Here is a 24,054-nt window from a genome sequence, read left to right as displayed (position 1 = left end):
GTGCCGGGCGGGTGCGGTGCGAGCGTCTAACGTCACCGTGTGTGGCGAGAGGTGACACCCCGCGACCGGCGGGTGCCGTCCGTCTCGGCGTCCACCGGGCCCCCGGGAGCACTGCGCACCATGAGCGAGCGATCCACCGTCCACTCGGTGACCTACGACCTGCTGCGGTCACTGCGGCTGACCACGGTCTTCGGCAACCCGGGATCCACCGAGGAGACGTTCCTCCAGGACTTCCCGGACGACTTCAGTTACGTCCTGGCCCTGCAGGAGGCCTCCGTCATCGCCATGGCGGACGCCTACGCCCAGACCACCCGCCGCCCGGCGCTGGTGAACGTGCACTCGTCGGCCGGGCTCGGCAACGGCGTCGGCAACCTGGTCGCCGCGTACCACGGGCACACCCCGCTGATCGTCACCGCGGGCCAGCAGCACCGCGAACTGGTCATCGGCGAGCCCTACCTGGGCAACCGCGAGGCGACGACCCTGCCCAAGCCGTGGGTGAAGTGGTCGTACGAGCCGGCGCGCGCGCAGGACGTGCCCGAGGCCTTCATGCGCGCCTACGCCACGGCCCTGCAGCCGCCCGCGGGGCCGGTGTTCCTGTCCATCCCGCTCGACGACTGGAACCGGCCGCTGACCGGTCCCGCCGTCATGCGCGAGGTCAGCACGGCGTACGCGCCGGACCCGGAGCGCCTGCGGCGCTTCGCCGCGCGCATCACGGCGAGCCGGCGTCCCGCCCTGGTCTTCGGGCCCGAGGTGGACCGCGCCGGTGGATGGCAGGCCGCCGTGGCGCTCGCCGAGCGGCTGAAGGCGGCGGTCTACAGCCCGCCGCTCGCGGATCGCGCGTCGTTCCCCGAGGACCACCCCCTCTACCGGGGCCCGCTCGGCATGTCGGTGCGGGCCATCGGGGAACGGCTCACCGGCCACGACCTGGTGGTCGTCATCGGGGCCGAGGTCTTCCGGTACTACCCGTACGTGCCCGGCGAGATCCTGCCGCCGGGGACCGAACTGCTGCACATCACGAGCGACCCGGCCGTCGCCGCGGCCGCCCGCGTCGGCGACAGCCTCCTGGGCGACGCCCGGATGTCGATCGAACTCCTCACCGAGGAGGTCGCCGACGGCGGCGACCGCGAACGGCCCGAGCCCATGCCGCGCCCACGGAAGCTGCCGCGGACCCCGAGCAGCCCGCCGACGCCCGCCGAGGTCTACGCCGCCCTCGGCGGGGTCCGCCCGGAGCACGCCGTCTTCGTCAACGAGTCCACCTCGACCATGGCCGAGCACGCCGAGTGGCTGCCCACCGTGGAGCCCGGTTCCTTCTTCGCCACCGCGAGCGGCGGCATCGGCTGGGCCCTGCCGGCCGCCGTCGGCATCGCCCTCGGTGACCGGGACCGCGGGGTCAGGCGTCCGGTGGTGGGCCTGATCGGGGACGGTTCCTTCCAGTACTCGGTGCAGGGGCTGTGGACCGCCGTGCAGCAGGGGCTGCCCGTCGTGTACGTCGCGATGCGCAACGGGGAGTACTCGATCCTGAAGTCCTTCGCCGACCTGGAGCGGACCCCAGGCGTGCCCGGACTCGACCTCCCGGGACTGGACATCGTGTCCGTGGCGCGGGGCTTCGGCTGCCGGGCCGTCGAGGTGGCGAGCACGGCGGAGCTGGAGAAGGAGTTCACGGCCGCCCTGGAGTCCGGCGTCACCTCCGTCATCGTGGTGACCACCCGGCCGCAGAAGATCACCCTCTGACACGCGGGGAACGGAACGCCGTCATGGATCTGGGATGCCGGGAGCCTTCGTCCTCGTCGGTTCCTGCGTCGTGCTCGGCGCGGTGCTCCTGCACCTGGCCGGCGGGGAGCGCGCGGCCCGCGTCCTGGCCGGCCTGCGGCGGTTCATGGTCGCCAACAGCACGGTGATCCTGGTGGTCGTGCTGCTGCTCCTGGGCGCGAGCGTCCTCGGCGACGGCCTCGCCGGACTCGACCGCCGACCCTCCTGGCCCGTCGGGACGGTAGGTAGGGCGGCGCGCGTTCGATCGGGGCATCCAGCCGCAGTTCACGGCCGCTCCAGCGGGAACGCACTCATGAGCCGGGCGGCGCCCGCCGTGCCCACGCCCGGAGGTGTAACCTTCAAACACGTAATGAAGGGTTACCCGGGACTGGGGGGCGCCGAGCATGACGGCCGACACCACGGACGACGACTTCCTGCTGGAGCTGCTCAACACGACCCCGGTCGTCGAGGGCACCCAGGTGGACGAGCTGGCCGGCCCGGACGCCGGCCGCCGCTGGCTGCGCGCCCACGGCGGAACCGGCACGGCGCAGGAGCTGCGTCACCTCCTGGCGGCGCGCGAGGCGCTGCAGCTCGTCGTGCGCGGGGACGGTGAGCCTGGCGACCTCCAGAAGCTGCTCACCGGGGTCGTCCGGGCGCCGCGGGTGACCGCGCACGGCATCGACTGGGAGCTGGAGGCCCCGGCGGACCGCTTGCCGGCCGTGCGGGCCGTCACGGTCTGGGGCGCGCTCCAGGAGGGCAGGCCCGGACGCCTGCGGCCCTGCGCCAACGAGGAGTGCCGGCTGTTCCTGCTCGACCGCAGCAAGGCCAACACCGCCCGCTGGTGCTCCATGGCCGCCTGCGGCAACCGGATGAAGGCCCGGCGCCACCACCGTCGTGCCCGCGCCGAGGCCGCGGACTGACGTACGGCCGACGTACGACGGCGGCCCGGGGCCGCTGAGGGCCCCGGGCCGCCGAGGGCCGCCACGCCGCCCGAGCCCGTCACCAGGGCGGCGCGACGGGGTCCGTCAGCCCTTCGTACGGGCGGGCAGCCGCCAGTTCGGCCGCGGGAAGTGGCAGGTGTAGCCCTCCGGGTAGCGCTCCAGGTAGTCCTGGTGCTCGGGCTCGGCCTCCCAGAAGGGCCCGACGGGCTCGACCTCGGTGACGACCTTGCCGGGCCACAGGCCCGAGGCCTCGACGTCGGCGATGGTGTCCTGCGCGACACGCTTCTGCTCGTCGTCCACGTAGTAGATCGCCGAGCGGTAGCTGATGCCGATGTCGTTGCCCTGGCGGTTCTTCGTGGTCGGGTCGTGGACCTGGAAGAAGAACTCCAGCAGCGCCCGGTAGTCCGTCCTCTCGGGGTCGAAGAGGATCTCGATCGCCTCGGCGTGCGTGCCGTGGTTGCGGTAGGTCGCGTTGGGCACGTCGCCGCCCGAGTAGCCGACGCGGGTCGCGACGACGCCGGGCTGCTTGCGGATCAGGTCCTGCATGCCCCAGAAGCACCCGCCCGCGAGCACGGCCCTCTGTGTCTGTCCTGCCATGTCAATCCTCCGAATCGGTCCTGTCACCATTGTCGAACAACCCGAGGTAGGCCCCGTAACCTTCCCGCTCCAGGTCATCGGCGTGGATGAAGCGCAGCGAGGCGGAATTGATGCAGTACCGCAGGCCGCCCGCCTGCCGGGGGCCGTCGGGGAAGACGTGCCCCAGGTGGCTGTCGCCCGTCGCCGAGCGGACCTCGGTGGCCAGCCGCCCGTAAGCCGGATCGGGCCGCTCCACGACGGTGGTCCGGTCCAGCGGCCGGGTGAAGCTCGGCCACCCGCTGCCGCTGTCGTACTTGTCGACCGAGGCGAACAGCGGCTCCCCCGAGACCACGTCCACGTAGATCCCGGGCTCCTTGTTGTCCAGGTAGGCGCCCGTGAAGGCGCGCTCGGTGCCGTTCTCCTGCGTCACGCGGTACTGCTCCGGTGACAGTCGCGAGACGGCCTCCGGGTTCCTGCGGTAGCCGGTCACGGTCCCTCCTTGCTCGCGGCTCTCTCTTTTCCGTACGCCCATTGGTGACGGCGAACGACCGGGTCTTACCTGCCGGGGACGACCCGTTTTCCGCGGGGCGCCGGGGCGCCGCCGTGGAGGTGGGGGCGGGCGGCCGCGTCTAGGATCGCTGCATGGGTTCCGCAGAACACGACGGCCGGGCCGGTGACGGGGCGCGGGGCGGCCGGCCCCTCGACGCGGAGTCCGCGCAGTGGGTGCGGGCGCTCTCGGCGGACGGCGAGGCGTACGAGGAGGCGACCGGCCGGCTGCACGCGCTGCTGCTGCGGATCGCCTACGCCGAGCTGAACCGGCGCGGGTCGCGGCACGGCATCACCGGGCCGGAGCTGGACGACATCGCCCACCAGGCCGCGGCCGACGCGCTGCTGTCGATCACCCGGAAGATCGGCGATTTCCGCGGTGACAGCCGCTTCACGACGTGGGCGTACAAGTTCGTCATGAACGAGGTGTCCAGCAAGCTCGGCCGTCATTTCTGGCGGACGGCCGGCGTGCAGCTCGACCCCGAGGCGTGGGAGCGGCTGCCCGACCGGCTCGGCATCGACCCCGTCCGGCAGAGCGAGGCCCGTGAACTCGTGGAGGCCCTGCGTGAGGCCGTCGACGAGGAGCTCACCGAGCGCCAGCGCACGGTGTTCACCGCGCTCGCGGTCAACGGCGTGGACGCCGACACGCTCGCCGCGGAACTCGGGACGAACCGCAACGCGCTCTACAAGACGATGTTCGACGCGCGGCGTAAGCTCCGTGCCCGGCTCGCAGCCAATGGACATCTGCCCCTGACGACAGCGAGGCGCTCATGAACGACTGGCAGGGCCTTGACGACCTCCTGCGGACCGACCCCCTGGACCCCGGCTGCGACGCGGCGCTGGACCTGATGGACGTCTACCTGGAGCTGTTCCTGGCGGACGCGGCACCGGAGCGGCACTACCCCGGTGTCGCGGTGCACCTGCGCGGCTGCCCGGCCTGCGAGGAGGACTTCCGCGGGCTGCTGGCCGCGGTGACGGGCGGCTGATCCCGCTCAGGCGGTGAGCGGCGGGTTGAGCCGGTAGGGCAGGACGGCGTCCGCCCGGACCGGGACCCGCCCGGTGGCGACGTGCCGCGGGGTGAAGCGGACCCGGCGGCCGGTGCCCCCGTCGTCGCCGGCGGCCCCGGGCGTGGTCCAGTCGACGACCGCGGTGCCGGACAGCTGCAACGTCGTCCCGGCGGCGAAGTCGACGAAGAGCAGGGCCGCGGCGGGGTCACCGGCCAGGTTGCCGAGGCTGTTGAACATGTTGTTGCCGGGGTAGTCCGGCCACCACAGGCTGCCGTCGGGCGCCGTCCGGACGAATCCGGGCGGGCCGCCCCGGTGGGAGACGTCGGCGCCGTGGTCGGGGTGGGCGGTGCCCAGGAAGAAGGTGTCGGCCCGGCCCACCAGGGCCGCCTGTGCCGCGTCGAGCCGGTCGGCGGGCCGCGCCCCGGCCGTGGGCGTGTCCTCGCCGTCGGGGGCGTCCGCCGGCGCCGGGCCGAGCAGGCGCTGCTGGATGTACTGGGGGCAGTTCCCGTACGCCTGGTCGACGGCGAGCTCAAAGCCGGCGTCGTCGGCCGCCGCGAGGGTGCCGTTGAGACGGAGCCGGCGGCGGATCGCGAAGTCGATCACGATCAGGGCCGCGGCCCCGCCGACGGGGAGCACGGCGAGGGGGTCGCCCGTACGCGGACGGGCTGCGACCCGTACGGCGTCGCCCCTGGTGGAGAGGAAGCCCGGGGTCCCCGTCAGCGGGGAGACCCACAGGCGTCCGTCCTCGTCGTGCGCGCCGAGCACGGCCAGGTCCCGGTCGGCGAGGAAGTGGGCAACGCCGCCGCCGAGGTGCGGCGGGTCGAGCATGCCGCGCAGGCGCGCGGCCTCGTGGGCGACGCCGGCACGTCGCTGGACGGCGAGTTCGCCCTCGTGGAAGCCGGTGTGGCGGGTCATGGCCCTCGCAATCGTCGTACGGCGGTGGGGGATGCGGGAACTCAGCGGGGCAGCCCGGCCTTGTCGAGGAAGCCGAGGATCAGCTCCGCGACGGGCTCGACGTGGGTCTCCAGGAGGAAGTGGCCGCCGTCGAGAAGGTGCACCTCCGCCCGCTGCGCGTCCTTGGCGAAGGCCCGGGCGCCGTCGGGCCCGAAGATGGGGTCGTTCTCGCCCCAGACCGCGAGCACGGGCACGGGGTGGGTGCGCAGGTACTCGTGCAGGCGCGGGTAGAGCGGGAGGTTCGACGCGTAGTCACGGAAGAGCGTGAGCTGCACGAGGTCGTTCCCGGGCCGGGAGACCAGCTGGAAGTCGTGGTGCCAGGCGTCCGGACTGACGGTGGTCCCGTCCGCCACTCCTGTGACGTACTGCCACTTGATGCCCTCGAGGCTCAGCGCCACGCGGACACCCGCCTCGGTCTCGGGGGTCTGCTCGCGCTGGTAGGCATGGACGTCCTTCCAGAACTCCTCGACGAACCCCGCCTCGTAACCGTTGCCGTTCTGGGTGACGATCGCGGTGACTGCCCCGGGGTCGCCCAGCGCGAGGCGCCAGCCGATCGGCGCTCCGTAGTCCTGGACGTAGAGCGCGTAGCGCGTGACGCCCAGCCGGTCGAGCAGGCCCTTGGTGAGTCCGGCGAGGGCGTCGAAGGAGTACGCGAACGCGTCGGCGGCGGGAGCGTCGGAGAATCCGAAGCCGAGGTGGTCGGGCGCGATGACGCGGTAGCGGCCGGCGAGCCGCGGGATCAGCTCGCGGAACATGAACGAGCTGGTCGGGAAGCCGTGGAGGAGCACGACGACGGGGGCGTCGGCGGGGCCCGCCTCCCGGTAGAAGAGCCGGTGCCCCTGGACCTCGGCGTAGCGGTGGTGCACGGTGACCATGTCTAACCCCTTCGATTCACTTCGATGGTTACATCGAAACAGGATCGAGGTAACCTGTCAAGCGAGTGATGAGGGTTAGGTGAGGGCGCGGTGGGAAGTGACGGCGGCCTCCCGGTGTTGTGTGAGGGCACAGGGGACTTCGGGCGCCCGCCGGACGTACGGCCGGCGGAGCCCGCGACAGGGACGGAAGACGCAGATGACTGGTACGGCCACGGCGCAGCGCGCGAAGGGCAACGAGGAAACCCGGATCGTCACCCCCCGGCTCGTCCTGAGGCCATGGCGCGGCGACGACGCCGAAGCGGCGCTGGCCGTCTACGGGGCGGACGACGTGACGCGCTGGCTGGCCCCGGCGATGACCCGGCAGCCCGACGTCGCGTCCATGCGGGAACTGCTGCGCTCCTGGGAGGAGGGCGGTGCCGCCCTCGAACGGCCGGCCGGGCGCTGGGCGATCGAACTGCGCGAGAGCGGCGAACTCGTCGGCGGAGCCGCCGTCCTGCCGCTCCCGCCCTACGGCGTCGACCTGGAGATCGGCTGGCAGCTCGCCCACCCCTACTGGGGCAGGGGCCTGGCCACGGAGGCCGGGCGCGCCCTGGCGGGGTACGCCTTCGCGTCGGGCGTCGACGAACTCTTCGCCGTGGTCCGCCCGCGGAACGACCGCGGCGCCGCCACGGCCCGCAGCGTCGGCATGGAATGGGTCGGGGAGACCGAGAAGTACTACGACCTGCGGCTGCAGGTGTACCGGCTGCGCAAGGGGGAGTTCGAGGCCTCCGCCGCGCCGGGGCCCGTGGCCTGACGCGGGGCGCCCGCCACGGGGCGCGAAAAGACGGGTGCCGGACCGTACGGAGCACGGTCCGGCACCCTTGTGTCATGCACGGCGCGTCACCGCGCCGCCGTCAGCGACCGGAGGTCAGTGACGGGCTGCGGCGCGACGCTTGCGGTTCGCGAAGAGCAGACCGCCGCCGGCGAGCAGCGCGACGGCCGCACCGCCCGCGATCAGCGGGGTGGAGCTGGAGGCACCGGTCTCGGCGAGGTCGCCGGCCGGGGACTCGTCGGTGGACGGGGTGGAGGGCGCAGCGGAGGGGGCCGTGCTGGCCGACTCGCTGGGCGTCTCGCTGGGCTTGGGAGACTCGGTGGTCTTCGTCTCCGTCGGGGTGGGCGTGGGCGTGCTCTGGTCCTGGCACGCCGGAACGGTGAGGTCGTCCTCCTTCGAGAACCGCTCGCCGTCGCCGGCCACCACGCTGAGGTGCAGGTGCACGTCGGCGGTGTGCGGCGGCACGTCGAGGGTCTGGTCGAACGACGAACCGAACTCCGTGGTCGGCAGCAGGTCCTTGCCGTCCGCGGTGATCTTCACGGTGTTCTTGACGCCGCCGTTGTACGCCTTCAGGTGGACCTCCACCTTGTGGCAGTCCGCCCTCCAGTTGGGCGTGTGGGCGGACGCCGGGGTGGCGCACAGGCCGAGACCGATGACACCGGTCGCGGCGGCTGCTATCAGGGTGCCGGGGCGGTACCAGGCACGGCGGGGGGATGCGGTCACAAGTTCTCCAGGCTGTGGTGAATTCCGATGCCAATGGCAGCCGCAATGTACTCCCCCCTCCCCACATCGCTCACTGCCGCCCCACAGTTAACGCGGGAACACGGGTGAAAGGGCCGGATTCGCCTGATGTGCGCGGCCGTTGTCGGACCTCTGCGGCAGACTGCCGCCATGTCCGCGAACGAAGACGCCGCCACCGCCCTGCCCGAACCCGCCGCCCTGTTGCCGGCGACCGACTGGGCGGCCCTCGCCCACGCCTACGGGCCCGCGGACGGCACCCCGGACGACCTGCTCGGGCTCCTGCACGACGACCCGGAGGTACAGGCGGAGTCGCTCGGCCGGCTGGAGATGTCCGTCCTGCACCAGGGGTCGTTGTACTCCGCCACCGCGCTCGCCGCGCTGTTCGTCGCGGGCATCCTGGGCGACCCCCGCACGCTCGCCGTTCACGAGAGCTACTTCTCCTGGGACGACCGGGTCCGGCCGCTGCGTGCCGCGCTCCTGGAATGGCTGGGCGAACTCGCCGACTCCGCGGCGTACGAGGAGGACGAGGAGGACGGCGACGAGGAGGCGGAGGAGGACGGCGACGAGGACTGGGCCGAGGAGATCGCGGCGACCGAGGCGTGCCGTGCCGTCCGGCCGCAACTGTTCGGCGCGGTCGTGCCCTGGCTGGACGACGCGGACGCCACCGTCAGGGAGGCGGCCCTCGGCGCGGTGACGCATCTGCTGCGGGCGCCCGAACTCGCCGACCGCGTACCGGCAGCGGCCGAACGCCTGGAGCGGATCGCCCGGGCCGACGGAGACCGCCGCGAGCGGGCGGGTGCCCTCCTGTCGCTGCGCGCCTGGGGTCATGACACCGGCGGCTTCCTGACGGACCCCGACCCGGCGGTGCGCGCCTGCGCCGCCCTGGGCACCTCCGACTCCGCGGCCGTGCCGGCGCTGCTCGACGCGCTCGCGGACCCCGCGGCCGCCGACGCGTGGTTCGACGAGCCGCTGCCCCAGTTCGACGGCTGGTTCCGCTTCACCCTGCTGCGCGGACTGCTCGACCGCGCCCGGCACTTCGACGAGGTCCTCCCGGCCGCCCTCGCTCTGGTGCCGAAGTACCACCAGCACACCGTCGACAGTGAGTGGGGCCCGCTCCTCGCCTGCGCCTTCCCGACCCCGTACGCTCCCGGCCGGCCGCTGACGCAGGCCCAGCGTGCCTTCCTGGAGGCCCTGGTCGGCCGGGACGCCTGCTGGGGCACCATAGCCAACCGCGTCTCCTGGCTGCGGGCCGCGGGACTCCCCACGGAGCGCGGGCCGCTGCGGGACCTCCTCGCCGCCGCGCCGCCCGGCTCGTGCTGAGAGCGCGGCCCGTCCACCGCCGCCGGAAGTGGCCGCGGGGCATCCGGCGCTGCCCCCGGAGGTCATGCGGCACATGGTGCGGGGCCTCGCCCCTGGTCAGCCGCCGTCGCGGAGGTAGCCCGCGCGTCCCTCGTCGTCGAGCTCGAACGGCCCCTCGGGGACGACGCAGAACTCGTTCCCCTCGGGGTCGGCCATGACCAGGAACCCGCCCTCGGCGTACTCCTCGAGCACCCGCCCGCCCAGCGCCTCGATCCGCGCCCGCTCCGCCCCGGGATCGGGCGAGGCCACGTCGAAGTGGACCCGGTTCTTCCCGGACTTGGGCTCCTCGGTCCGCTGGAAGCCCAGGCCCGGCCCCTCGTCCCGCGCGAGCCACACGTACGGGCCGATCCGCGCCACGACCGCCCGCCCCAGCAACTCGCCCCAGAACGCGGCCAGCCGCTCCGGATCCGCACAGTCGACGACGACGTCCTTGACGCTCAGGTGGGTTCCGTTCATGATCCGATGCTCCCAGACGGCGCTGTCCGAACCGGGCCGACCCGGGCGCAGCGCAGCCGCCGCGCTGACGTCTGCCTGGCCGGTGCCGCTTCAGCCGCCGTCGCGGGGCAGTGCCGCCACGAACTCCGCCAGGTCCGCCGCCTGTGGCGGGGCCTCGCGGGGGAGGAAGCGCCGGTAGTGGTCGGCGACCAGGCGGCGCAGCGTCGTCTCGGCCGGTGCGGCGCCGGTGAGTCGGAGGCTGACCCGATGGGGTTCGCCCGTCATGCTCAGAGGGCGTGCCTGCGCGTCGAATCCGCAGGCGTACTCGTCCGGCATCTCCCAGTAGGCATCCGCGTGGGCGACGTCCCTGAGGACGTACATGTGGAAGTCGTCGTCGAAGAGGATCACGGGGCCGGTCGGTGCGGTCATCCGGGCAGTATGGCGGAGGCCGTCGGCCTCCGCCGTGGCGTGCGACGGGGGGAGGGGTCAGTCCGCCGCGGCGGGCTGCCAGGGGACTCCGGGGACGACGAGGGGGCTTCCCGTGACCGGGTCGGGGACGATGACCGACGTGAGGCCGAAGACCTCGTGGACGAGGTCCGCCGTGACGATGTCGCGGGGCGGGCCCTGGGCGACGATCCGGCCGGCCTTCATGGCGATGAGGTGGTCGGCGTAGCGGGCGGCCTGGTTGAGGTCGTGGAGCACGGCGACGACCGTGCGCCCGCGCCCGTGGTTGAGGCGGCGGACCAGGTCCAGCACCTCCACCTGGTGGGCGATGTCGAGGTACGTGGTCGGCTCGTCCAGCAGGAGCAGGTCGGTCTCCTGGGCGAGGGCCATGGCGATCCACACCCGCTGGCGCTGCCCGCCCGACAGCTCGTCCACCGGCCGGTCCGCGAGGTCGGCGGTGCCGGTGTGCTCCAGCGCCTCCGCTACGGCGCGTTCGTCGGCCTCGGACCACTGCTGCCACCACTTCTGGTGCGGCTGGCGTCCGCGCGCCACGAGGTCGGCGACGGTGATGCCGTCCGGCGGCGTGGGGCTCTGCGGCAGGACGCCGATGGCCCGGGCGATCTGCCGCCCGGGGATGCGGGCGAGTTCGGTGCCGTCCAGCAGGACCGTGCCGGAGCGCGGCTTGAGCAGCCGGCCCAGCGCGCGCAGCAGCGTGGACTTGCCGCAGGCGTTGGGGCCGACGATGACGGTGACCCGCCCGTCGGGGACCTCCAGGTCCAGGCCGTCGACGACGGTGCGGTCCTCGTACGCCAGGGTCAGCTCCCGGGCGGTGAGTCGGCTGGTACGGCTCATGAGGTGGTGCCTCCGGAACGGCTGCGGGTGCGGGCGATCAGCCACATCAGGTAGGGGGCGCCCACCGCTGCGGTGAGGACGCCGACGGGGAGTTCGACGGGGGAGAACAGGCGCCGGGCCAGCAGGTCGGCGACGACGACCACGAGCGCGCCGGTCAGCGCCGAGGACAGCAGCGGGATCTGCGCCGTACGGGTCAGCCGCCGGGCGATCTGCGGGGCGAGGAGGGCGACGAAGTCGACCGGTCCCGTGGCCCCCGTCGCCACCGAGGCCAGGACGATGCCGAGCGCGGTCAGGCCGAGCCGTACCCGGTCCAGCCGGATGCCGAGGGCCAAGGCGGTGTCGTCGTCGAAGGAGGCGCCGCGCTGGGCCCTGGCCGCCCAGAGCGCCGCGGGGATCGCCAGGAGCAGCACCGTCGCCAGGGGAGCGGCCTGGTCGTAGCCGCGGCTGTTGAGCGAGCCCGTCAGCCAGACCTTGGCCTGCTGCGCGACGAGGAAGTCGCCCTTGGTGAGGAAGAGTTGCGTGAGCGAGCCCAGGGCGACCGAGACGCCGATCCCGACGAGGACGAAGCGCGACGCGTGGAGCCCGCGGCGCCAGGCGAAGACGTAGACGAGCAGCGCGGCCGCCAGCCCGCCCGCGATCGACACGTACGGGAGCGCGGTGTGCGAGGCGAGCCCGAAGCTCATCGCGGCGACCGTCGCGGCGCCCGCGCCGTGGGTCACGCCGATGACGTCGGGGCTGGCCAGCGGGTTGCGCGCGACGGCCTGGACCAGCGCCCCGGCGACGCCGAAGGCGACCCCGGCGAGCAGGCCCACGACCAGGCGGGGCAGTCGCAGCGTGCCGACGACGAGCTGGTCGGGGCTGGGACGGCCGAGGAGGACGTTGACGACCTCCACCGGGGAGACGAAGGACTCGCCGACGCAGAGGTAGAGCACGACGGCCGCGAGCAGCAGCACGGCGAGCACGACGGCGGCGAGGACCGCCCGGCGGTGGACCAGGAAACTGCCCCGTCCGGGACGGAACAGGGCGTGCCCGGCCGGGCGTACGGAGAGCCGGGCGGGCGTGGGCGTGGGCGTCGGCGAGGCCGTGGGCGCGGTCGCGCGGCTCATGCGGCCACCACCGTCCGGCGCCGCACCAGCGCGATGAGGAACGGCACGCCGAGCAGGGCGGTCATGACGGCCACCGGTACCTCCGAGGGCGGGAAGACGATACGGCCGAGCACGTCGGAGGCGAGGATCATCACCGGCCCGAGGAGGGCGGCCACCGGCAGCACCCAGCGGTGTGCCGCACCGACCAGGGCCCGGGCGATGTGCGGAACGGCCAGGCCGGTGAAGGCGATCGGCCCCACGGCGGCCACGGCCGCGCCGGTCAGCACGGTCGCCCCCACCGCGCCCAGGACGCGCAGCAGCGCCACGTTGTGGCCGAGGCCCTTGGCGGCGTCGTCGCCGAGCGCGAGCGCGTCCAGGCCCCGGGCCATCGTCGCGACCAGCAGCAGTCCGGCCGCCACGAACGGCCAGATCTGGCCGATGACGTCGCTGCCGCGGCCGCTGATCGAGCCGACCTGCCAGAACCGGAACTCGTCCAGTGCGTGGGCGTCGGTGGTGACGATCCCGGCGACCACGGAGGCGAGGAAGGCGTTCATCGCGGCGCCCGCCAGCGCCAGCTTCACGGGGGAGGCGCCGCGGTAACCGCCCGCGGCGACGGCGTACACGGCGACCGCCGCGACCGCCGCGCCCACGAAGGCGAACCAGACGTACCCGGTGAGGGTGTGCACGCCGAGGAACGCGATCGCGCACACCACCCCGACGGACGCGCCCTGGCTGACGCCCAGGATGCCGGGTTCGGCGATCGGGTTGCGGGTGACGCCCTGCATCACGGTCCCGGCGACGGCGAGGGCGGCGCCGGCCAGCACCCCGATGACGGTGCGCGGCACGCGCAACGCCCGCACCACTTGGGCGTCGTCACTGGTGCCACCGTGCAGCAGGGCCTGGATGACCTCGCCGGGGGCGATCTGTCGGCTGCCGACGGCCAGGCTCAGCAGGACGGCGATCAGCAGCATCACCGCGCACCCCACCAGCCAGGCGATACGGCGACGGGTCGGTCGCGCCATGCGCCGCGCTCACTCTCTCTTTCCGGGTTCCGCGTTGCGGATTGCGGGTCGTACGGGCGCGCGCCGGGCGCCGGCGGGCACGACGGCCCGCCGGCGCCCGGCGTACGGCTCTCGGTGGCCTCGCGGGCTCACGCCGTGAGGCGCTGCTCCAGGTCGTCGAGGACCGCGTTGGCCGCGGTGACCCCGAGCCCGAGGTACCAGGTCTCGTCCGGGACGTCGAAGGCGTGGCCGTCCTTGACCGCGTTCAGGTTCTTCCACAGCGGGTTGCCCTGGGCCTTGGACTTCTCGGTGGCCTTGGGGTCGCCGTAGACGCCGGTGAAGATGTAGTCGGCGTCGGCCTGGTCGATGTTCTCGGCGCTGATCTCGGCGGCCAGGTCCTCGATGTCCTGGTTCTTCGGCCGCGGGATGCCGACGTCCTTGAGGATGGTGCCGATGAAGGAGTCGTTCGCGTAGAGGCGGATCTTGCCCTCGGGCATGTAACGCACCATCGACACGGTCGGCTTGTCGGCGCCCAGCTTCGTGCCGAGTGCCTCCGCCTTCTTCGCGTACGCGTCGAGGTTCGCCTTGGCCTGCGCGGTCTTGTCCAGCGCGGCGGCGTTGAGGAGGTAGTTCTCCTTCCACGTGAAGCCGGGGCGGATGGAGAAGACGGTCGGCGCGATCTGCGACAGCTCGTCGTAGGAGTCGGCGGCGCGCAGCTGGCTGCCCAGGATCAGGTCCGGCTTGAGCGCGGCGATCGCCTCGAGGTTGAGGCTGTTGATGGTGCCGATGTTCGCGGGCTTGCCCGCGGCGCCCTTGAGGTAGGACGGGAGCTCAGGCGAGCCCTCGGTGGGCGCGAGGCCGACCGGCTTGATGCCGAGCGAGACAACGTTATCGAGTTCGCCCACGTCCAGGACGACGACGCGCTTCGGCTGCGCCTTGAGGACGGTGCTGCCCATGGCGTGCGTGATGGTGCGCGGCCACTCGCCCGGCTTGGCGGTGGTGCCCATGGCCGCGGTCTTCTCCGCGGCGTCCCCGAAGTCCTCGCCGCCCTGCGCGACGGACTTGGAGTCCTTGGACCCGGCGGTCGCGGAGGCGGCTGCGCTGCCCTCCTTCCCGTTGCTGCTGGATCCACCGCAGGCCGCGAGGGAGAGCGCGGCGGCGATGGCGACAGCGACGGCGGCTGTGCCGCGGCGCCGAAGAGACATGTGGAGACTCCTGTACGTGGTTCGCCTTTGAAGTATTAGGCGAGCCTAACCTTATGCGCTGCCTGTGTGCCCTCCGCAAGCGGGGGGCCCCCGGCGCCCCGCCCGGTCCCGGGCGCCGGGAGGCCGCCACCTCTTGGTCCGGTCTTGACCGGAACCAGATAGTTACATCAGATTGATTAATCTATTGTTACTACTCATGGATGCGAAGGCACTCGAAGCCGGTGATCCGACCGAGGTCGGGGCCGCGTTGCGGCTGAGCGTGGGCCGGATCGCGCGGCGGTTGCGCCAGGCGCACGCCGTGGGGGACGTGACGCTGTCGGAGGTGTCGGTGATCGCCCGGCTGGACCGGGACGGCCCGGATTCGCCGGGGTCGCTGGCCGAGTTGGAGCGGGTGCGCCCGCAGGCGATGGCGACGACGCTGGCCGGGCTGGAGGAACGCGGGCTGGTGAGCCGCAGGCCGGACGCGAAGGACAAGCGGCGCGTCGTGATGACGGTGACGGAGGCGGGGCTCAAGGTGCTCGCGGACCGCAGGTCGGAGTCGGTGCAGCGGCTGGCCGCCGTGCTGGGCGGGCAGTTCACCGCGCAGGAGCGGCGGCAGCTGGTCGACGCGCTGCCCCTGCTGGACCGGCTGGCGGAGCAGCTGTGACCAGCGCGGACGTCGACGGCGGCCGCTACAAGTGGGTGGCGCTGTCGAACACCACGCTCGGCGTGCTGATCGCGACGATCGACGCGTCGATCGTGATCATCTCCCTGCCGGCCATCTTCCGCGGGATCGGCCTCGACCCGCTCGCCCCCGGCAACATCGGCTACCTGCTCTGGATGATCCTGGGCTACCTGCTGGTCTCCGCCGTGCTCGTGGTCGTGCTCGGCCGCCTCGGCGACATGTTCGGCCGGGTCCGGATGTACAACATGGGGTTCGCGATCTTCGCCTGCGCCTCGCTCGCCCTGTCCCTCGACCCGCTCAGGGGCGGGGGCGGCGCCCTGTGGCTGATCGGCTTCCGGATCGTGCAGGCCGTCGGCGGGTCGATGCTGACCGCGAACTCTGCGGCCATCCTCACCGACGCCTTCCCCACCCGGCAGCGCGGCATGGCGCTGGGCATCAACCAGATCACCGCGCTCGCGGGCCAGTTCCTCGGGCTGATCGCCGGCGGGCTGCTGGCCACCATCGACTGGCGCGCTGTGTTCTGGGTGAGCGTGCCCATCGGCATCGTCGGCACCGTCTGGTCGTACCGCAGCCTGCGGGAGACCGGCGCGCGGAAGCCGGGGCGCGTCGACTGGATCGGCAACCTCACCTTCACCGCCGGCGCCGGGGGGCTGCTCGCCGCCATCACGTACGGCATCCAGCCCTACGGCGGCCACCCCACGGGCTGGACCAACCCCTGGGTGCTCGGCGGCCTCGCGGCGGGCGTGCTGCTGCTCGTGGCGTTCTGCGTCGCGGAGACCCGGGTCGCGGAACCGATGTTCCAGCTCGGCCTGTTCCGCATCAGGGCGTTCGCCGCCGGCAACGTGGCGGTGCTGCTGACCGCGATCGCCCGCGGCGGCCTGCAGTTCACCCTCATCATCTGGCTGCAGGGCATCTGGCTGCCGCTGCGCGGTTACGACTTCGAGCAGACGCCCCTGTGGGCGGGCCTGTTCATGCTGCCGCTGACCGTCGGCTTCCTCGTGGCGGGGCCGGTGTCCGGATACCTGTCGGACCGTTTCGGCGCCCGGTTGTTCTCCACCACAGGACTGGTCCTCGTGGCGGCCGCGTTCGTCGGCCTGCTCGCGCTCCCGGTCGACTTCCCCTACCCCGCCTTCGCGGCACTGCTGCTGGTGAGCGGCATCGGGCAGGGCATGTTCTCGGCCCCCAACACCTCGGCCATCATGGGCAGCGTCGCGCCGGATCAGCGCGGCGTCGCCTCCGGCATGCGCTCCACCTTCCAGAACTCCGGTACGGCGCTCTCCATCGGCCTGTGCTTCTCGCTGATGATCGCCGGACTGGCCGGCTCGCTGCCGCAGACGCTCGCGGACGGACTGCGGGCGAACGGCGTGCCCGCCGGCACCGCCGAGCAGGTCGCCGGACTGCCGCCGGTGAGCACCCTGTTCGCCACCTTCCTCGGCGACAACCCGATCGGCCACCTGCTCGGGCCCAGCGGGGTCCTCGGCACCCTGCCCGAGCACCAGGTGCACGTCCTGACCGGCACGGCCTTCTTCCCCACGCTCGTCTCCGGTCCCTTCCACCACGGACTCGTCACCGTCTTCGGCGCGGCCACCGTCATGGCCCTGATCGCCGCGCTCGCCTCGGCGCTGCGCGGCCGCCGCGACACCCCCGCGGCGAGCCGTCCCGGCGGCGACGCGAACGACCCGAACGACCCGAAAGACCCGAACGGCATGAACGGCACGGACAAAGGACAGCAAGAATGGCGCACAGCGCACTCCTCGTGATGGACGTCCAGCGAGCCATCACCGACCGCTTCACCGGGGACGCCGGCTACCTGCCCCGGGTGCGTGACGCGATCGACGCCGCGCGTGCCGCGGACGTCCCCGTCATCCACGTCGTCATCGGCTTCCGCGCCGGGCACCCGGAGATCAGCCCCCGCAACAAGACCTTCGGTGCGCTCGCGCAGGCGGGCGGCTTCGCCGCGGGCGACCCGGGCGCCGAGATCCACCCCGACGTCGCGCCCGCCCCCGGCGGCGTCGTCGTCACCAAGAAGCGCGTCAGCGCCTTCGCGGGCAGTGACCTGGACGTCGTCCTGAGGGCGCGCGGCATCGACAGCCTCGTCCTGACCGGCATCGCCACTTCAGGCGTGGTGCTGTCCACGCTGCGCCAGGCGGCCGACCTCGACTACGGCCTCACCGTCCTGTCCGACGGATGCCTGGACGCCGACCCGGAGGTGCACCGCGTGCTCACGGAGAAGGTGTTCCCGCGGCAGGCCGACGTCGTCACCGTGGAGGAATGGGTCAAGTCCCAGGCCCACTGACCCCGAGGGCGCGGGCGAGCCGTTCCCCCTGGGCGGCGGCCACGCCGAGGCCCGGCAACGGTTCCGGGCCCGGCCGCCCCTCGCCCTCCCCGGTACGGGAACCGCCACCGCTGAGCGGCGAACCCCACGCCGGGTCGTGCCAGATCCCGTCCCCCGGCCCGCCGATGAGGCACCGGGCCGCGAGCGCCGCCGTCTCCTGCGGCGCGCCGACCGCCGTGAGCGCTGCGGCGATCCGCGCCAGGGCCTCCGCGGCGTGCCGCCGGCCGTCCGTGAGTACGGGCAGCAGGAGCAGCAGCCGGGCGGCGGGATCGGACAGGCCCTCGTCCGGGCCGGAACCCGGTACCGCGTCGGCGACGTGCACCAGTTGGCGCCACCGCAGACCGGGTCCGTACGCGTCGCCGGCGTACGAGAACAGGGTCTCCGCGCGGACCCAGCCGGGGTGGGTGAGCAGGTAGTCCAGCCCGGCGTCGCCGTCGAGGTTCCGGTGGACCAGGACGACGCAGTGGCCGTCCCCGAAGGGCACCCTGAGGACCGGCCAGGCCCGCTCGTCGTCCAGCACCTCGGCCAGGGCATCGGTGTCGGCCCCGTCGTCCCCGAACCACTCCGGCTCGGGACGCTCGCCGTCCGGCCCGGCCTCGCACCACCCCAGGAGGTGGTTCGCCCAGAAGCCGGGCCGGTCCGTCAGCGGCTCACCGGCCGTCAGCGGCCCGTGGTCGTACCCCTTGATCAGCACACCGGACAGGATGCCAGGCGCGGCCGGTCAGGCCAGCGGCACGGTACCGGCCGCGGACGCGGCGGCGGACACGCCGGCACGCAGGTCGAGACGGAGACGCACGAAGTCGGCGCCGCCGGGGCCGGGGCGGCGACCGCCCTGCGGTACCCAGCCGTGACGGGTGTAGAAGGCGAGGGCGCGGCTGTTGCGCTCCCAGGCGTCCAGCAGCCCCGTCTCCAGGTGGGAGTCCCGCAGGAAGCGCACGAACTCGGCGTGCAACCGTCCCCCGACGCCGCGGCCCCAGCGGTCGGGGCGTACGTGGATCCAGTGCAGCTCACCGCACGCCGGCGGGGCCTGCGCGCCCTCCTTGGGCGGCCCCATGGCCACCACGCCGACCACCTCGGTGTCCTCGACGGCGCACAGCACCGTCGTCGCGCTCGACTGGATGGCGTGCGCCCAGGACGCGCGGCGGCGCGCCCACCCGTCGGGGCTGTCGATCTCGGAACCGGGCAGGCCGCCCGCCTGGTAGTACGCGGCACGCGCCTGCGTGTGCACGTCCACGATGGCCGCCAGGTCGCCGAACCGCGCCGGGCGCATCAGGGCTGGAGAAGTCGTCACCTCCTGTCAGACGTCCGCGATGTGGGACGGGTTCCCGGCGCGCCGCATCGCCGTGGCGGTCACCCGGCAGGTGACCGCCACGGCGGCGGCAGGGCCTACGGCTGCGCGGTGACCGGCGACACGTTGTAGCCGCCGACCCGCAGCTTCGGCCGCTTCGACGGCAGCGCCCCGGCGGGCCAGGACAGCGTCACCGTGCGGCTCTCACCGGGGAGCAGCCACAGGTAGTTGTCGCTGTACAGGGTGGGCAGCACCCGGTCGCCGGTACGGGAGTCCAGCAGGGAGAGCCGGACCAGGGCGGCGACCGTGGATCCCCGGTTGCTCAGCCGCGCGGTCAGCCCGTGGCGGTCGCCCGAGAGGTCCGTGTCCGTGACGTCGGCCAGGACCCGGGTCCGTGCGGCCTTGTTGAGCGCCTGCATGTGCTCGGGCTTGCGGTAGCGCCAGTAGACGTTCTCGGACAGCACGTCGCCGTGACGGTCCGTCAGCCTCAGCTTCAGCAGGTGGAAGTCCGGCAGGCCGTCCGTCCACGCCACGGTGAACGCCTCCGCCTTCGCGGACGCCGCCACGTCCACCGTGCCGCGACGTTCCGCGGACAGCGGATGACCCGACAGGTCGAGCAGCCGCGCGGACACCGTCGCACCCTTGAGGGCCGCGGGCGTGTGGTTGACCGCCACGACCTTCCCGGTCACGGGATCGGCCTGCACGTGGACGGGCTCGGCGGCCTTGCGGACCCCGTAGTAGGCGCCGTTGACGTCGAAGTCGTAGTCGTACGTCTGCCACACCGTGCTGTACCAGGCGGGGTGGGACATCCACAGCATCAGGCCGCCGGCGTCGTCCCACAGCCGGCCGTTCCAGGCCTCGAACATGGCGCGGAAGTTCTCGTAGTTGACGAACTGCGCCTTGCGGCAGAAGTCGTCGAGGTCCTCCGCCGTGCCCAGCCGGCCCTCGATGGCCGCGCGGTAGTTCTGCGGGGCCTGGTTGCCGCGGGTGCTCCAGTCGTGGTGGTACCAGACGCCGCCGACCGGCCACTCGGGCTCGTCGCCGGCCATGCGCCGCATGGTCTCGGCGGTCGACACGACGGGCATGCCGATCTCGGTGTGGAACCCGAAGCTGCCGCTGCCGTAGGTGGACGCGGAGTAGTACCGCTCGGGCTCGACCCAGCCGTAGGGCCCGCCGCCGGAGACGATGCCGCCCGCCGAGTTGTTCTGGTAGAGCAGCCCGGGCGCCTCCGCGCGCACCGCGGAGCGCATCCCGTCGTCGACCGGGCCCGGGGGGTTGCCCTCGTTGGCGCCGCACCACACCACGACGCTGGGGTGGATGCGGTAGCGCCGCACGGTGTCCTGCGCCAGGTCGAGGAAGGCCTGGCGGTTCGGCGGGTCCATCGCCCAGGCGTTGGGGAAGTCGTTCCACACCAGCAGGCCGTGCTCGTCGCAACTGGCGTAGAACTCCTCGCGGTTGCTGCTTCCCACCCAGTTGCGGATCATCGTGAAGTTCATGTCGCGGTGCATGCGCACGGCCGCGTCCATGCGGTCCGCGGGCATGCGGCGCAGCAGTTCGTCCCAGCCCCAGTTGCCGCCGCGGGCGAAGACCCGGACGCCGTTGACGCTGATCTTGAGCGGGACGGTGGAGTTGTCGACGGACTTCACGTCGGTCCACTCGTCGCCGTCGTCCGAGACCTGGACGGTGTAGGTCCTGGCGTACGCCTGCTCCCAGGTGATGACGACGCGGTCGAACCGCACCGCGGAGCCGAGGTCGACCTGGATCCACTGCTCGTCCTCGTACGCCGAGGACCAGCGGGTGCCGGGCTTGCCGTCCACCGCGTTGCCCGGACCGCTGCCGTCGCCCTCGGAGGACGAGGCGGTGGCCTCCTTGCGCAGCGCCAGGTCGGTGCCGGGCGTACCGCTGTCGACCACCGACAGGCCCCACATGGACGAGCCCCAGCTGGTGGCGCGCGTGTGGCAGAGGATCCGGAGGTAGCGGGCCGTGGTCGCGGCGATCTCCACGTCCTGCAGGCTCGCCGCGCCCGAGGTCTGGAAGGGCAGCGGGACAGCGGCGTTGTCGACGGACGCGGCGTCGGTCCAGTCGTCGCCGTCGTCGGAGACCTGGACGGTGTACGTCTCGGCGTAGGCCTGCTCCCAGGTGACGACGACGCGGTCGAAGGGGACCGCGGAGCCCAGGTCGACCTGGACCCACTGGTCGTCCTCGAACGCCGACGACCAGCGGGTGTGCGGGTCCCCGTCCGTGACGTTGCCGGGCCGGTTGGACGGGTCGTCGGTGGAGGAGGAGGTGGCCTCCTTGTGCAGCGCGAGGTCGAGGTCGGGCACGGTGCTGTCGGCGACCGACAGGGCCCACATCGACGAGCCCCAGCCGGTGGCCCGGGTGCGGCACAGGATCCGCACGTAGCGGGCGGTCCGCCGGGTGAACGTCACCGTCTGCGCGTAGGCGTCGGAGCCGGACTGGAAGGTGAGCGGGGTGTCGTACTCGTAGCCGAACTGGCGCAGGCCGAAGCGCGTGGTGCGCCGGTCGCTCTCCTGCCCGGCCACGGAGGCGGTGAGGGTGAGCCGGTGCAGCTCCGGCTCACCGTAGCCGTTGGGCCACCACAGCTTCGGGTTCCGCAGGCGCAGCTTCGGGTCCGAGGCCGGGTCGAAGACGACGTCGGTGCTGCCGCCCCCGGGCACGGTGACCGTCCGCTGCACACGCACGCCGTCGAAGGCGGCGGTGACGGTGACCGACCTGGCCTCCGCTGCGGCGTTGCGGAGCGGTACGACGATGGTCACCTCGGCCGTGCGGGTGTCGGGCAGGTCCGGCAGGACGGTGTCGACGCGGGGGTCGCCGAGGACGGCGTCGCCGGTGGAGCGCAGCCGTACGTGGTTCCAGATGCCGGCGGCCCGGTCGCGCACCGCGGGCATCCAGTCCCAGCCGGAGGAGGCCAGGTAGGTCGGCGAGTTGCGGTTCATCATGTTCGCGCCGGCGTCGACGAAGGCGAGGCCGGCCGCGCCCTTGTCGCCGGGGCTGCCCGGGAACGGCATGGGGCTGATCTTGACCGCGAGGGCCTGCGGGCCCTGCGCCGCCAGCAGCCCGGTCACGTCGTAGGCGGCCCGGGCGAAGGGGAAGGTGAGGGTGCCGGCCTGCTTGCCGTTGAGCCAGACGTCCGCCTCGTGGTTGACCCCGTCGAACTCCAGCCAGACGCGGCGCCCGGCCCCGGTGCGCAGGCCCTTGGGCAGGCGGAACTCGCGCCGGTACCACCAGGAGTGGCGGGAGAGGGCCTCGGGGATGTGCAGGTTGGCGAAGCCGGCGACCGGGTCGGGCAGGTGGCCCTCGGCCACGAGCGAGGACAGGACGGTCCCGGGCACGGTGGCCGGCAGCCAGGCGCTGGTGTCCACGGACGGCGCGGACAGTTCCGCGGCGCTGCCGCCCGCCCAGTCGTCCATGGTCAGGTCCCAGCCGGACTCCAGCGGCACGGTGCCGTCGTCGGCGACCTCCAGGGCCGGGGGCGTGCGGTGGTGGGTGCCCCAGTCGGTCCAGCCGGTGGCCTCGGGGCGGTGGCCGCGCGGGGTGCCGTACACCTGGAAGCCGTTGAGGCCCAGCGGGTTGGCGTTGGAGCGCTTGGTGACCGTCATCCGCACCCAGCGGGCGGTGACGGGCTGGGGCAGGGCGATCTCGACGACCCCGCCCTTGCCGTCCTCGGTGCGGTGCGCGACGGTCCACGACTTCCCGTCGCGCGAGGTCTCGATCACGAAGGCGACCGCGCAACTCGACAGGACCTCCTGGCCGGTGGTGTTGTCGCGGGGGTTGCCACCGGTCCCGGGCGTGAACGGCGGGTCGTCGACCGTCGCCTCGAAGGTGAGGCGGACCGACCCGACCTCGCACAGGGCCTCGAGGTCGACGGCAATCCACTGGGGGTCGCCGGCGGCGGCCCGCCATCCGGAGCCCCGCACGCCGACCCGGTCGAGGCCGTCGACGGCGAACTCGGCCGGTGTGGGGGCGTAGTCGGTGGAGGACACCGTGACCGGGCGGTACGCGGCGAGTTCGCTCCGCGCACCGGCCGGGTTCGAGGAGCGCGTCTGTGCCGTGGCGGCGGCGGGGAAGGCCATGCCGAGCCCGAACCCCGCGAGGAGGGTGGAGCCGGTGGAGAGTACGGCGCGTCGGGAGGGCAGGGAGGACTGGTCCGGCATGAACAACGGCTCCGTTCAGGGATGTTCAATGAGGAGGCGGCCTGGCATCATCGAGGCGATGACAACGTTGCCATCGCGATGACAACGTTGCCGAACATGCACCCGCCGGGAAGGGCCTGTCAAGGTTTTGGGCACGCCGCGTTCCGGGATTCTCCTAAATTAGGAATACATATTGACATGAGTCGGGCTTCGCGTCAGAGTCGTTGGTCCGCCCACGCCGGGGGCCGTTCCGGCGCTGGTCCGGGGCAGGAGGTGTCGCCCGCCGAGTGGCCGTCAAGGATGCCCGCATGACTGCGAAGAGAAGGATCGTGCTGCTGGGCGGCGGCTTCTCCTGGGCGCCCGGGTCGCCGCTCGACGCATACGTGCTGCGCACCGCCGGGCGGCGCCGCCCGAAGGTCTGCTTCGTGCCCACCGCCAGTGGTGACGCGCAGTCGTACGTCGAGGACTTCCACGCGGCGTTCGCCGCGCGCGACTGCGAACCAGCCCACCTGCCGCTCTTCCGCCGTGACCACCGGGACCTGCGTTCCTTCGTCCTCTCCCAGGACGTCGTCCACCCTGCGGCGGCAACACCGCGGCCCTGTTCACCGACGGCGAGCTCACGGAGGTCGTCGCGGAACGACCGGGCCCGACCCTGCACCGCCTGGAGCCCGGGAGCGGTGGAGCGGTGCGTGAGACGGGACTGCCCGCACGCCTGCTGATGTGAGGTCCGGTCAGGAACCGGGTGGGTTGCCGGTTTCCTCTTCGGGGTGGTCGGGGCGGATGGCGATGTGGTCGGGTTCGAGTTCGAGCATGACGCGGTTGCGGATGTCGAGGGCGTGGGTGTAGTCGCGGGGGAGTTGGAGGCGTCCGGAGCGGTCGACGGTGGCGTATTCGCTAGCGTGGACGGTGGTGCGGCCTTCGTCGTCGACGCTGGTGCGGCGGACGACTTCGGAGGCGGTGCGGCCGTCGCGGATGGCGACGGTGCGGTCGACGGCGGTGGCCACGGCCTGGTCGTGGGTGACGACGACGATG

The 24,054-nt window shown here is 72.9% G+C and carries 24 protein-coding genes and 1 pseudogene; 10 read left to right on the top strand and 15 right to left on the bottom strand.

Features of this window, described 5'->3' with window-relative positions; all coding sequences use genetic code 11:
- Window positions 1-120 precede the first annotated feature (120 nt).
- Together mdlC and PV350_RS24995 are read left to right on the top strand one after the other, a co-directional pair.
- A complete protein-coding gene (mdlC, locus tag PV350_RS25000) occupies window positions 121-1,731 on the top strand; it encodes a benzoylformate decarboxylase (protein WP_500336207.1) in 1,611 nt (536 codons plus the stop codon).
- 422 nt (window positions 1,732-2,153) lie between these two features.
- The gene (locus tag PV350_RS24995) at window positions 2,154-2,669 is read left to right on the top strand and encodes a CGNR zinc finger domain-containing protein (RefSeq protein ID WP_500336205.1); all 516 of its coding nucleotides are present in this window, start codon (window positions 2,154-2,156) and stop codon (window positions 2,667-2,669) included.
- A 105-nt stretch (window positions 2,670-2,774) separates the two neighbouring features.
- Here PV350_RS24995 and msrA read toward each other — a convergent pair whose 3' ends face one another.
- The gene (msrA, locus tag PV350_RS24990; protein WP_499515732.1) at window positions 2,775-3,287 is read right to left on the bottom strand and encodes a peptide-methionine (S)-S-oxide reductase MsrA; all 513 of its coding nucleotides are present in this window, start codon (window positions 3,285-3,287) and stop codon (window positions 2,775-2,777) included.
- 1 nt (window position 3,288) lies between these two features.
- The gene (gene msrB / locus PV350_RS24985) at window positions 3,289-3,756 is read right to left on the bottom strand and encodes a peptide-methionine (R)-S-oxide reductase (protein ID WP_499515733.1); all 468 of its coding nucleotides are present in this window, start codon (window positions 3,754-3,756) and stop codon (window positions 3,289-3,291) included.
- A 152-nt stretch (window positions 3,757-3,908) separates the two neighbouring features.
- Between msrB and PV350_RS24980 the strand changes: the two genes are divergently transcribed.
- Together PV350_RS24980 and PV350_RS24975 are read left to right on the top strand one after the other, a co-directional pair.
- On the top strand, window positions 3,909-4,586 hold the full coding sequence (locus tag PV350_RS24980) for an RNA polymerase sigma factor (RefSeq protein ID WP_499515734.1): 678 nt from the start codon (window positions 3,909-3,911) through the stop codon (window positions 4,584-4,586).
- Entirely contained in the window at window positions 4,583-4,798 is a 216-nt protein-coding gene (locus PV350_RS24975) for a hypothetical protein (RefSeq protein WP_500336202.1), read from the top strand. The genes PV350_RS24980 and PV350_RS24975 overlap by 4 nt, the downstream gene beginning before the upstream one ends.
- Window positions 4,799-4,804: 6 nt before the next feature.
- Here PV350_RS24975 and PV350_RS24970 read toward each other — a convergent pair whose 3' ends face one another.
- Both PV350_RS24970 and PV350_RS24965 read right to left on the bottom strand, forming a co-directional pair.
- Window positions 4,805-5,734, bottom strand: coding sequence for a pyridoxamine 5'-phosphate oxidase family protein (locus PV350_RS24970; protein ID WP_499515736.1), 930 nt, complete (start codon window positions 5,732-5,734; stop codon window positions 4,805-4,807).
- A 41-nt stretch (window positions 5,735-5,775) separates the two neighbouring features.
- Entirely contained in the window at window positions 5,776-6,648 is an 873-nt protein-coding gene (locus tag PV350_RS24965; RefSeq protein WP_499515737.1) for an alpha/beta fold hydrolase, read from the bottom strand.
- Window positions 6,649-6,844: 196 nt separating this feature from the next.
- Here PV350_RS24965 and PV350_RS24960 point away from each other — a divergent pair, with 196 nt between their 5' ends.
- The gene (locus PV350_RS24960) at window positions 6,845-7,441 is read left to right on the top strand and encodes a GNAT family N-acetyltransferase (protein ID WP_500326255.1); all 597 of its coding nucleotides are present in this window, start codon (window positions 6,845-6,847) and stop codon (window positions 7,439-7,441) included.
- A gap of 114 nt (window positions 7,442-7,555) precedes the next feature.
- On the opposite strand, the gene PV350_RS24955 is transcribed toward PV350_RS24960, so the two are convergent.
- A complete protein-coding gene (locus tag PV350_RS24955; protein ID WP_499515739.1) occupies window positions 7,556-8,182 on the bottom strand; it encodes an LAETG motif-containing sortase-dependent surface protein in 627 nt (208 codons plus the stop codon).
- A gap of 168 nt (window positions 8,183-8,350) precedes the next feature.
- On the opposite strand from PV350_RS24955, the gene PV350_RS24950 reads away from it, so the two are divergent.
- Window positions 8,351-9,520: a HEAT repeat domain-containing protein gene (locus tag PV350_RS24950; RefSeq protein ID WP_500336199.1), complete on the top strand. Its 1,170-nt coding sequence runs from the start codon at window positions 8,351-8,353 to the stop codon at window positions 9,518-9,520.
- 96 nt (window positions 9,521-9,616) lie between these two features.
- Here the strand turns inward: PV350_RS24950 and PV350_RS24945 are convergent, their stop codons facing one another.
- From PV350_RS24945 to PV350_RS24920, 6 genes are all read right to left on the bottom strand, one after another.
- A complete protein-coding gene (locus PV350_RS24945) occupies window positions 9,617-10,015 on the bottom strand; it encodes a VOC family protein (RefSeq protein WP_500336197.1) in 399 nt (132 codons plus the stop codon).
- A gap of 90 nt (window positions 10,016-10,105) precedes the next feature.
- Window positions 10,106-10,423: a hypothetical protein gene (locus PV350_RS24940; protein ID WP_500336195.1), complete on the bottom strand. Its 318-nt coding sequence runs from the start codon at window positions 10,421-10,423 to the stop codon at window positions 10,106-10,108.
- 57 nt (window positions 10,424-10,480) lie between these two features.
- Window positions 10,481-11,290 (bottom strand): ABC transporter ATP-binding protein, encoded by an 810-nt coding sequence (locus PV350_RS24935; protein ID WP_499515743.1) that lies wholly within the window; start codon window positions 11,288-11,290, stop codon window positions 10,481-10,483.
- A complete protein-coding gene (locus PV350_RS24930; RefSeq protein ID WP_500336193.1) occupies window positions 11,287-12,396 on the bottom strand; it encodes a FecCD family ABC transporter permease in 1,110 nt (369 codons plus the stop codon). The genes PV350_RS24935 and PV350_RS24930 overlap by 4 nt, the downstream gene beginning before the upstream one ends.
- Complete coding sequence (locus PV350_RS24925; RefSeq protein ID WP_500336191.1) at window positions 12,393-13,397, bottom strand: FecCD family ABC transporter permease; 1,005 nt, start codon at window positions 13,395-13,397, stop codon at window positions 12,393-12,395. Before PV350_RS24925 ends, PV350_RS24930 begins: the two co-directional genes overlap by 4 nt.
- A 128-nt stretch (window positions 13,398-13,525) precedes the next feature.
- The gene (locus tag PV350_RS24920; protein ID WP_500336188.1) at window positions 13,526-14,581 is read right to left on the bottom strand and encodes an ABC transporter substrate-binding protein; all 1,056 of its coding nucleotides are present in this window, start codon (window positions 14,579-14,581) and stop codon (window positions 13,526-13,528) included.
- A gap of 196 nt (window positions 14,582-14,777) precedes the next feature.
- On the opposite strand from PV350_RS24920, the gene PV350_RS24915 reads away from it, so the two are divergent.
- The 3 genes from PV350_RS24915 to PV350_RS24905 are packed head-to-tail and all read left to right on the top strand — an operon-like array spanning window position 14,778 to window position 17,541.
- On the top strand, window positions 14,778-15,227 hold the full coding sequence (locus PV350_RS24915; RefSeq protein WP_500336186.1) for a MarR family winged helix-turn-helix transcriptional regulator: 450 nt from the start codon (window positions 14,778-14,780) through the stop codon (window positions 15,225-15,227).
- Window positions 15,224-17,005: an MFS transporter gene (locus PV350_RS24910; RefSeq protein ID WP_499515748.1), complete on the top strand. Its 1,782-nt coding sequence runs from the start codon at window positions 15,224-15,226 to the stop codon at window positions 17,003-17,005. Before PV350_RS24915 ends, PV350_RS24910 begins: the two co-directional genes overlap by 4 nt.
- Window positions 16,981-17,541: a cysteine hydrolase family protein gene (locus tag PV350_RS24905; RefSeq protein WP_500336184.1), complete on the top strand. Its 561-nt coding sequence runs from the start codon at window positions 16,981-16,983 to the stop codon at window positions 17,539-17,541. The genes PV350_RS24910 and PV350_RS24905 overlap by 25 nt, the downstream gene beginning before the upstream one ends.
- On the opposite strand, the gene PV350_RS24900 is transcribed toward PV350_RS24905, so the two are convergent.
- From PV350_RS24900 to PV350_RS24890, 3 genes are all read right to left on the bottom strand, one after another.
- The gene (locus PV350_RS24900) at window positions 17,522-18,274 is read right to left on the bottom strand and encodes a hypothetical protein (RefSeq protein WP_500336182.1); all 753 of its coding nucleotides are present in this window, start codon (window positions 18,272-18,274) and stop codon (window positions 17,522-17,524) included. The genes PV350_RS24905 and PV350_RS24900 overlap by 20 nt on opposite strands.
- A 27-nt stretch (window positions 18,275-18,301) precedes the next feature.
- Complete coding sequence (locus tag PV350_RS24895) at window positions 18,302-18,871, bottom strand: GNAT family N-acetyltransferase (RefSeq protein ID WP_499515751.1); 570 nt, start codon at window positions 18,869-18,871, stop codon at window positions 18,302-18,304.
- 95 nt (window positions 18,872-18,966) lie between these two features.
- Window positions 18,967-23,043: a discoidin domain-containing protein gene (locus PV350_RS24890; RefSeq protein ID WP_500336181.1), complete on the bottom strand. Its 4,077-nt coding sequence runs from the start codon at window positions 23,041-23,043 to the stop codon at window positions 18,967-18,969.
- A gap of 287 nt (window positions 23,044-23,330) precedes the next feature.
- Between PV350_RS24890 and PV350_RS24885 the strand changes: the two genes are divergently transcribed.
- On the top strand, window positions 23,331-23,741 hold the full coding sequence (locus PV350_RS24885; RefSeq protein WP_499515753.1) for a Type 1 glutamine amidotransferase-like domain-containing protein: 411 nt from the start codon (window positions 23,331-23,333) through the stop codon (window positions 23,739-23,741).
- A gap of 12 nt (window positions 23,742-23,753) precedes the next feature.
- Here the strand turns inward: PV350_RS24885 and PV350_RS24880 are convergent.
- A pseudogene (locus PV350_RS24880) lies at window positions 23,754-24,054 on the bottom strand (ABC transporter ATP-binding protein); the annotation flags it as partial.

The sequence above is a fragment of the Streptomyces sp. PA03-6a genome (assembly GCF_033792765.1).
Classification (GTDB): Bacteria; Actinomycetota; Actinomycetes; order Streptomycetales; family Streptomycetaceae; genus Actinacidiphila.
This window is presented reverse-complemented; position numbering and strand designations above follow the sequence as displayed.

Excerpts from the sequence above, each read along its gene's own strand:
- PV350_RS24960 (WP_500326255.1), top strand. The coding sequence starts at position 6,845 with ATGACTGGTACGGCCACGGCGCAGCGCGCGAAGGGCAACGAGGAAACC.
- PV350_RS24970 (WP_499515736.1), bottom strand. The coding sequence starts at position 5,734 with ATGACCCGCCACACCGGCTTCCACGAGGGCGAACTCGCCGTCCAGCGA.
- PV350_RS24945 (WP_500336197.1), bottom strand. The coding sequence starts at position 10,015 with ATGAACGGAACCCACCTGAGCGTCAAGGACGTCGTCGTCGACTGTGCG.
- PV350_RS24950 (WP_500336199.1), top strand. The coding sequence starts at position 8,351 with ATGTCCGCGAACGAAGACGCCGCCACCGCCCTGCCCGAACCCGCCGCC.
- PV350_RS24980 (WP_499515734.1), top strand. The coding sequence starts at position 3,909 with ATGGGTTCCGCAGAACACGACGGCCGGGCCGGTGACGGGGCGCGGGGC.
- PV350_RS24890 (WP_500336181.1), bottom strand. The coding sequence starts at position 23,043 with ATGCCGGACCAGTCCTCCCTGCCCTCCCGACGCGCCGTACTCTCCACC.
- PV350_RS24920 (WP_500336188.1), bottom strand. The coding sequence starts at position 14,581 with ATGTCTCTTCGGCGCCGCGGCACAGCCGCCGTCGCTGTCGCCATCGCC.
- PV350_RS24940 (WP_500336195.1), bottom strand. The coding sequence starts at position 10,423 with ATGACCGCACCGACCGGCCCCGTGATCCTCTTCGACGACGACTTCCAC.
- PV350_RS24915 (WP_500336186.1), top strand. The coding sequence starts at position 14,778 with ATGGATGCGAAGGCACTCGAAGCCGGTGATCCGACCGAGGTCGGGGCC.
- mdlC (WP_500336207.1), top strand. The coding sequence starts at position 121 with ATGAGCGAGCGATCCACCGTCCACTCGGTGACCTACGACCTGCTGCGG.
- PV350_RS24995 (WP_500336205.1), top strand. The coding sequence starts at position 2,154 with ATGACGGCCGACACCACGGACGACGACTTCCTGCTGGAGCTGCTCAAC.
- PV350_RS24885 (WP_499515753.1), top strand. The coding sequence starts at position 23,331 with ATGACTGCGAAGAGAAGGATCGTGCTGCTGGGCGGCGGCTTCTCCTGG.
- msrA (WP_499515732.1), bottom strand. The coding sequence starts at position 3,287 with ATGGCAGGACAGACACAGAGGGCCGTGCTCGCGGGCGGGTGCTTCTGG.
- PV350_RS24935 (WP_499515743.1), bottom strand. The coding sequence starts at position 11,290 with ATGAGCCGTACCAGCCGACTCACCGCCCGGGAGCTGACCCTGGCGTAC.
- PV350_RS24975 (WP_500336202.1), top strand. The coding sequence starts at position 4,583 with ATGAACGACTGGCAGGGCCTTGACGACCTCCTGCGGACCGACCCCCTG.
- PV350_RS24930 (WP_500336193.1), bottom strand. The coding sequence starts at position 12,396 with ATGAGCCGCGCGACCGCGCCCACGGCCTCGCCGACGCCCACGCCCACG.
- PV350_RS24965 (WP_499515737.1), bottom strand. The coding sequence starts at position 6,648 with ATGGTCACCGTGCACCACCGCTACGCCGAGGTCCAGGGGCACCGGCTC.
- PV350_RS24905 (WP_500336184.1), top strand. The coding sequence starts at position 16,981 with ATGGCGCACAGCGCACTCCTCGTGATGGACGTCCAGCGAGCCATCACC.
- PV350_RS24925 (WP_500336191.1), bottom strand. The coding sequence starts at position 13,397 with ATGGCGCGACCGACCCGTCGCCGTATCGCCTGGCTGGTGGGGTGCGCG.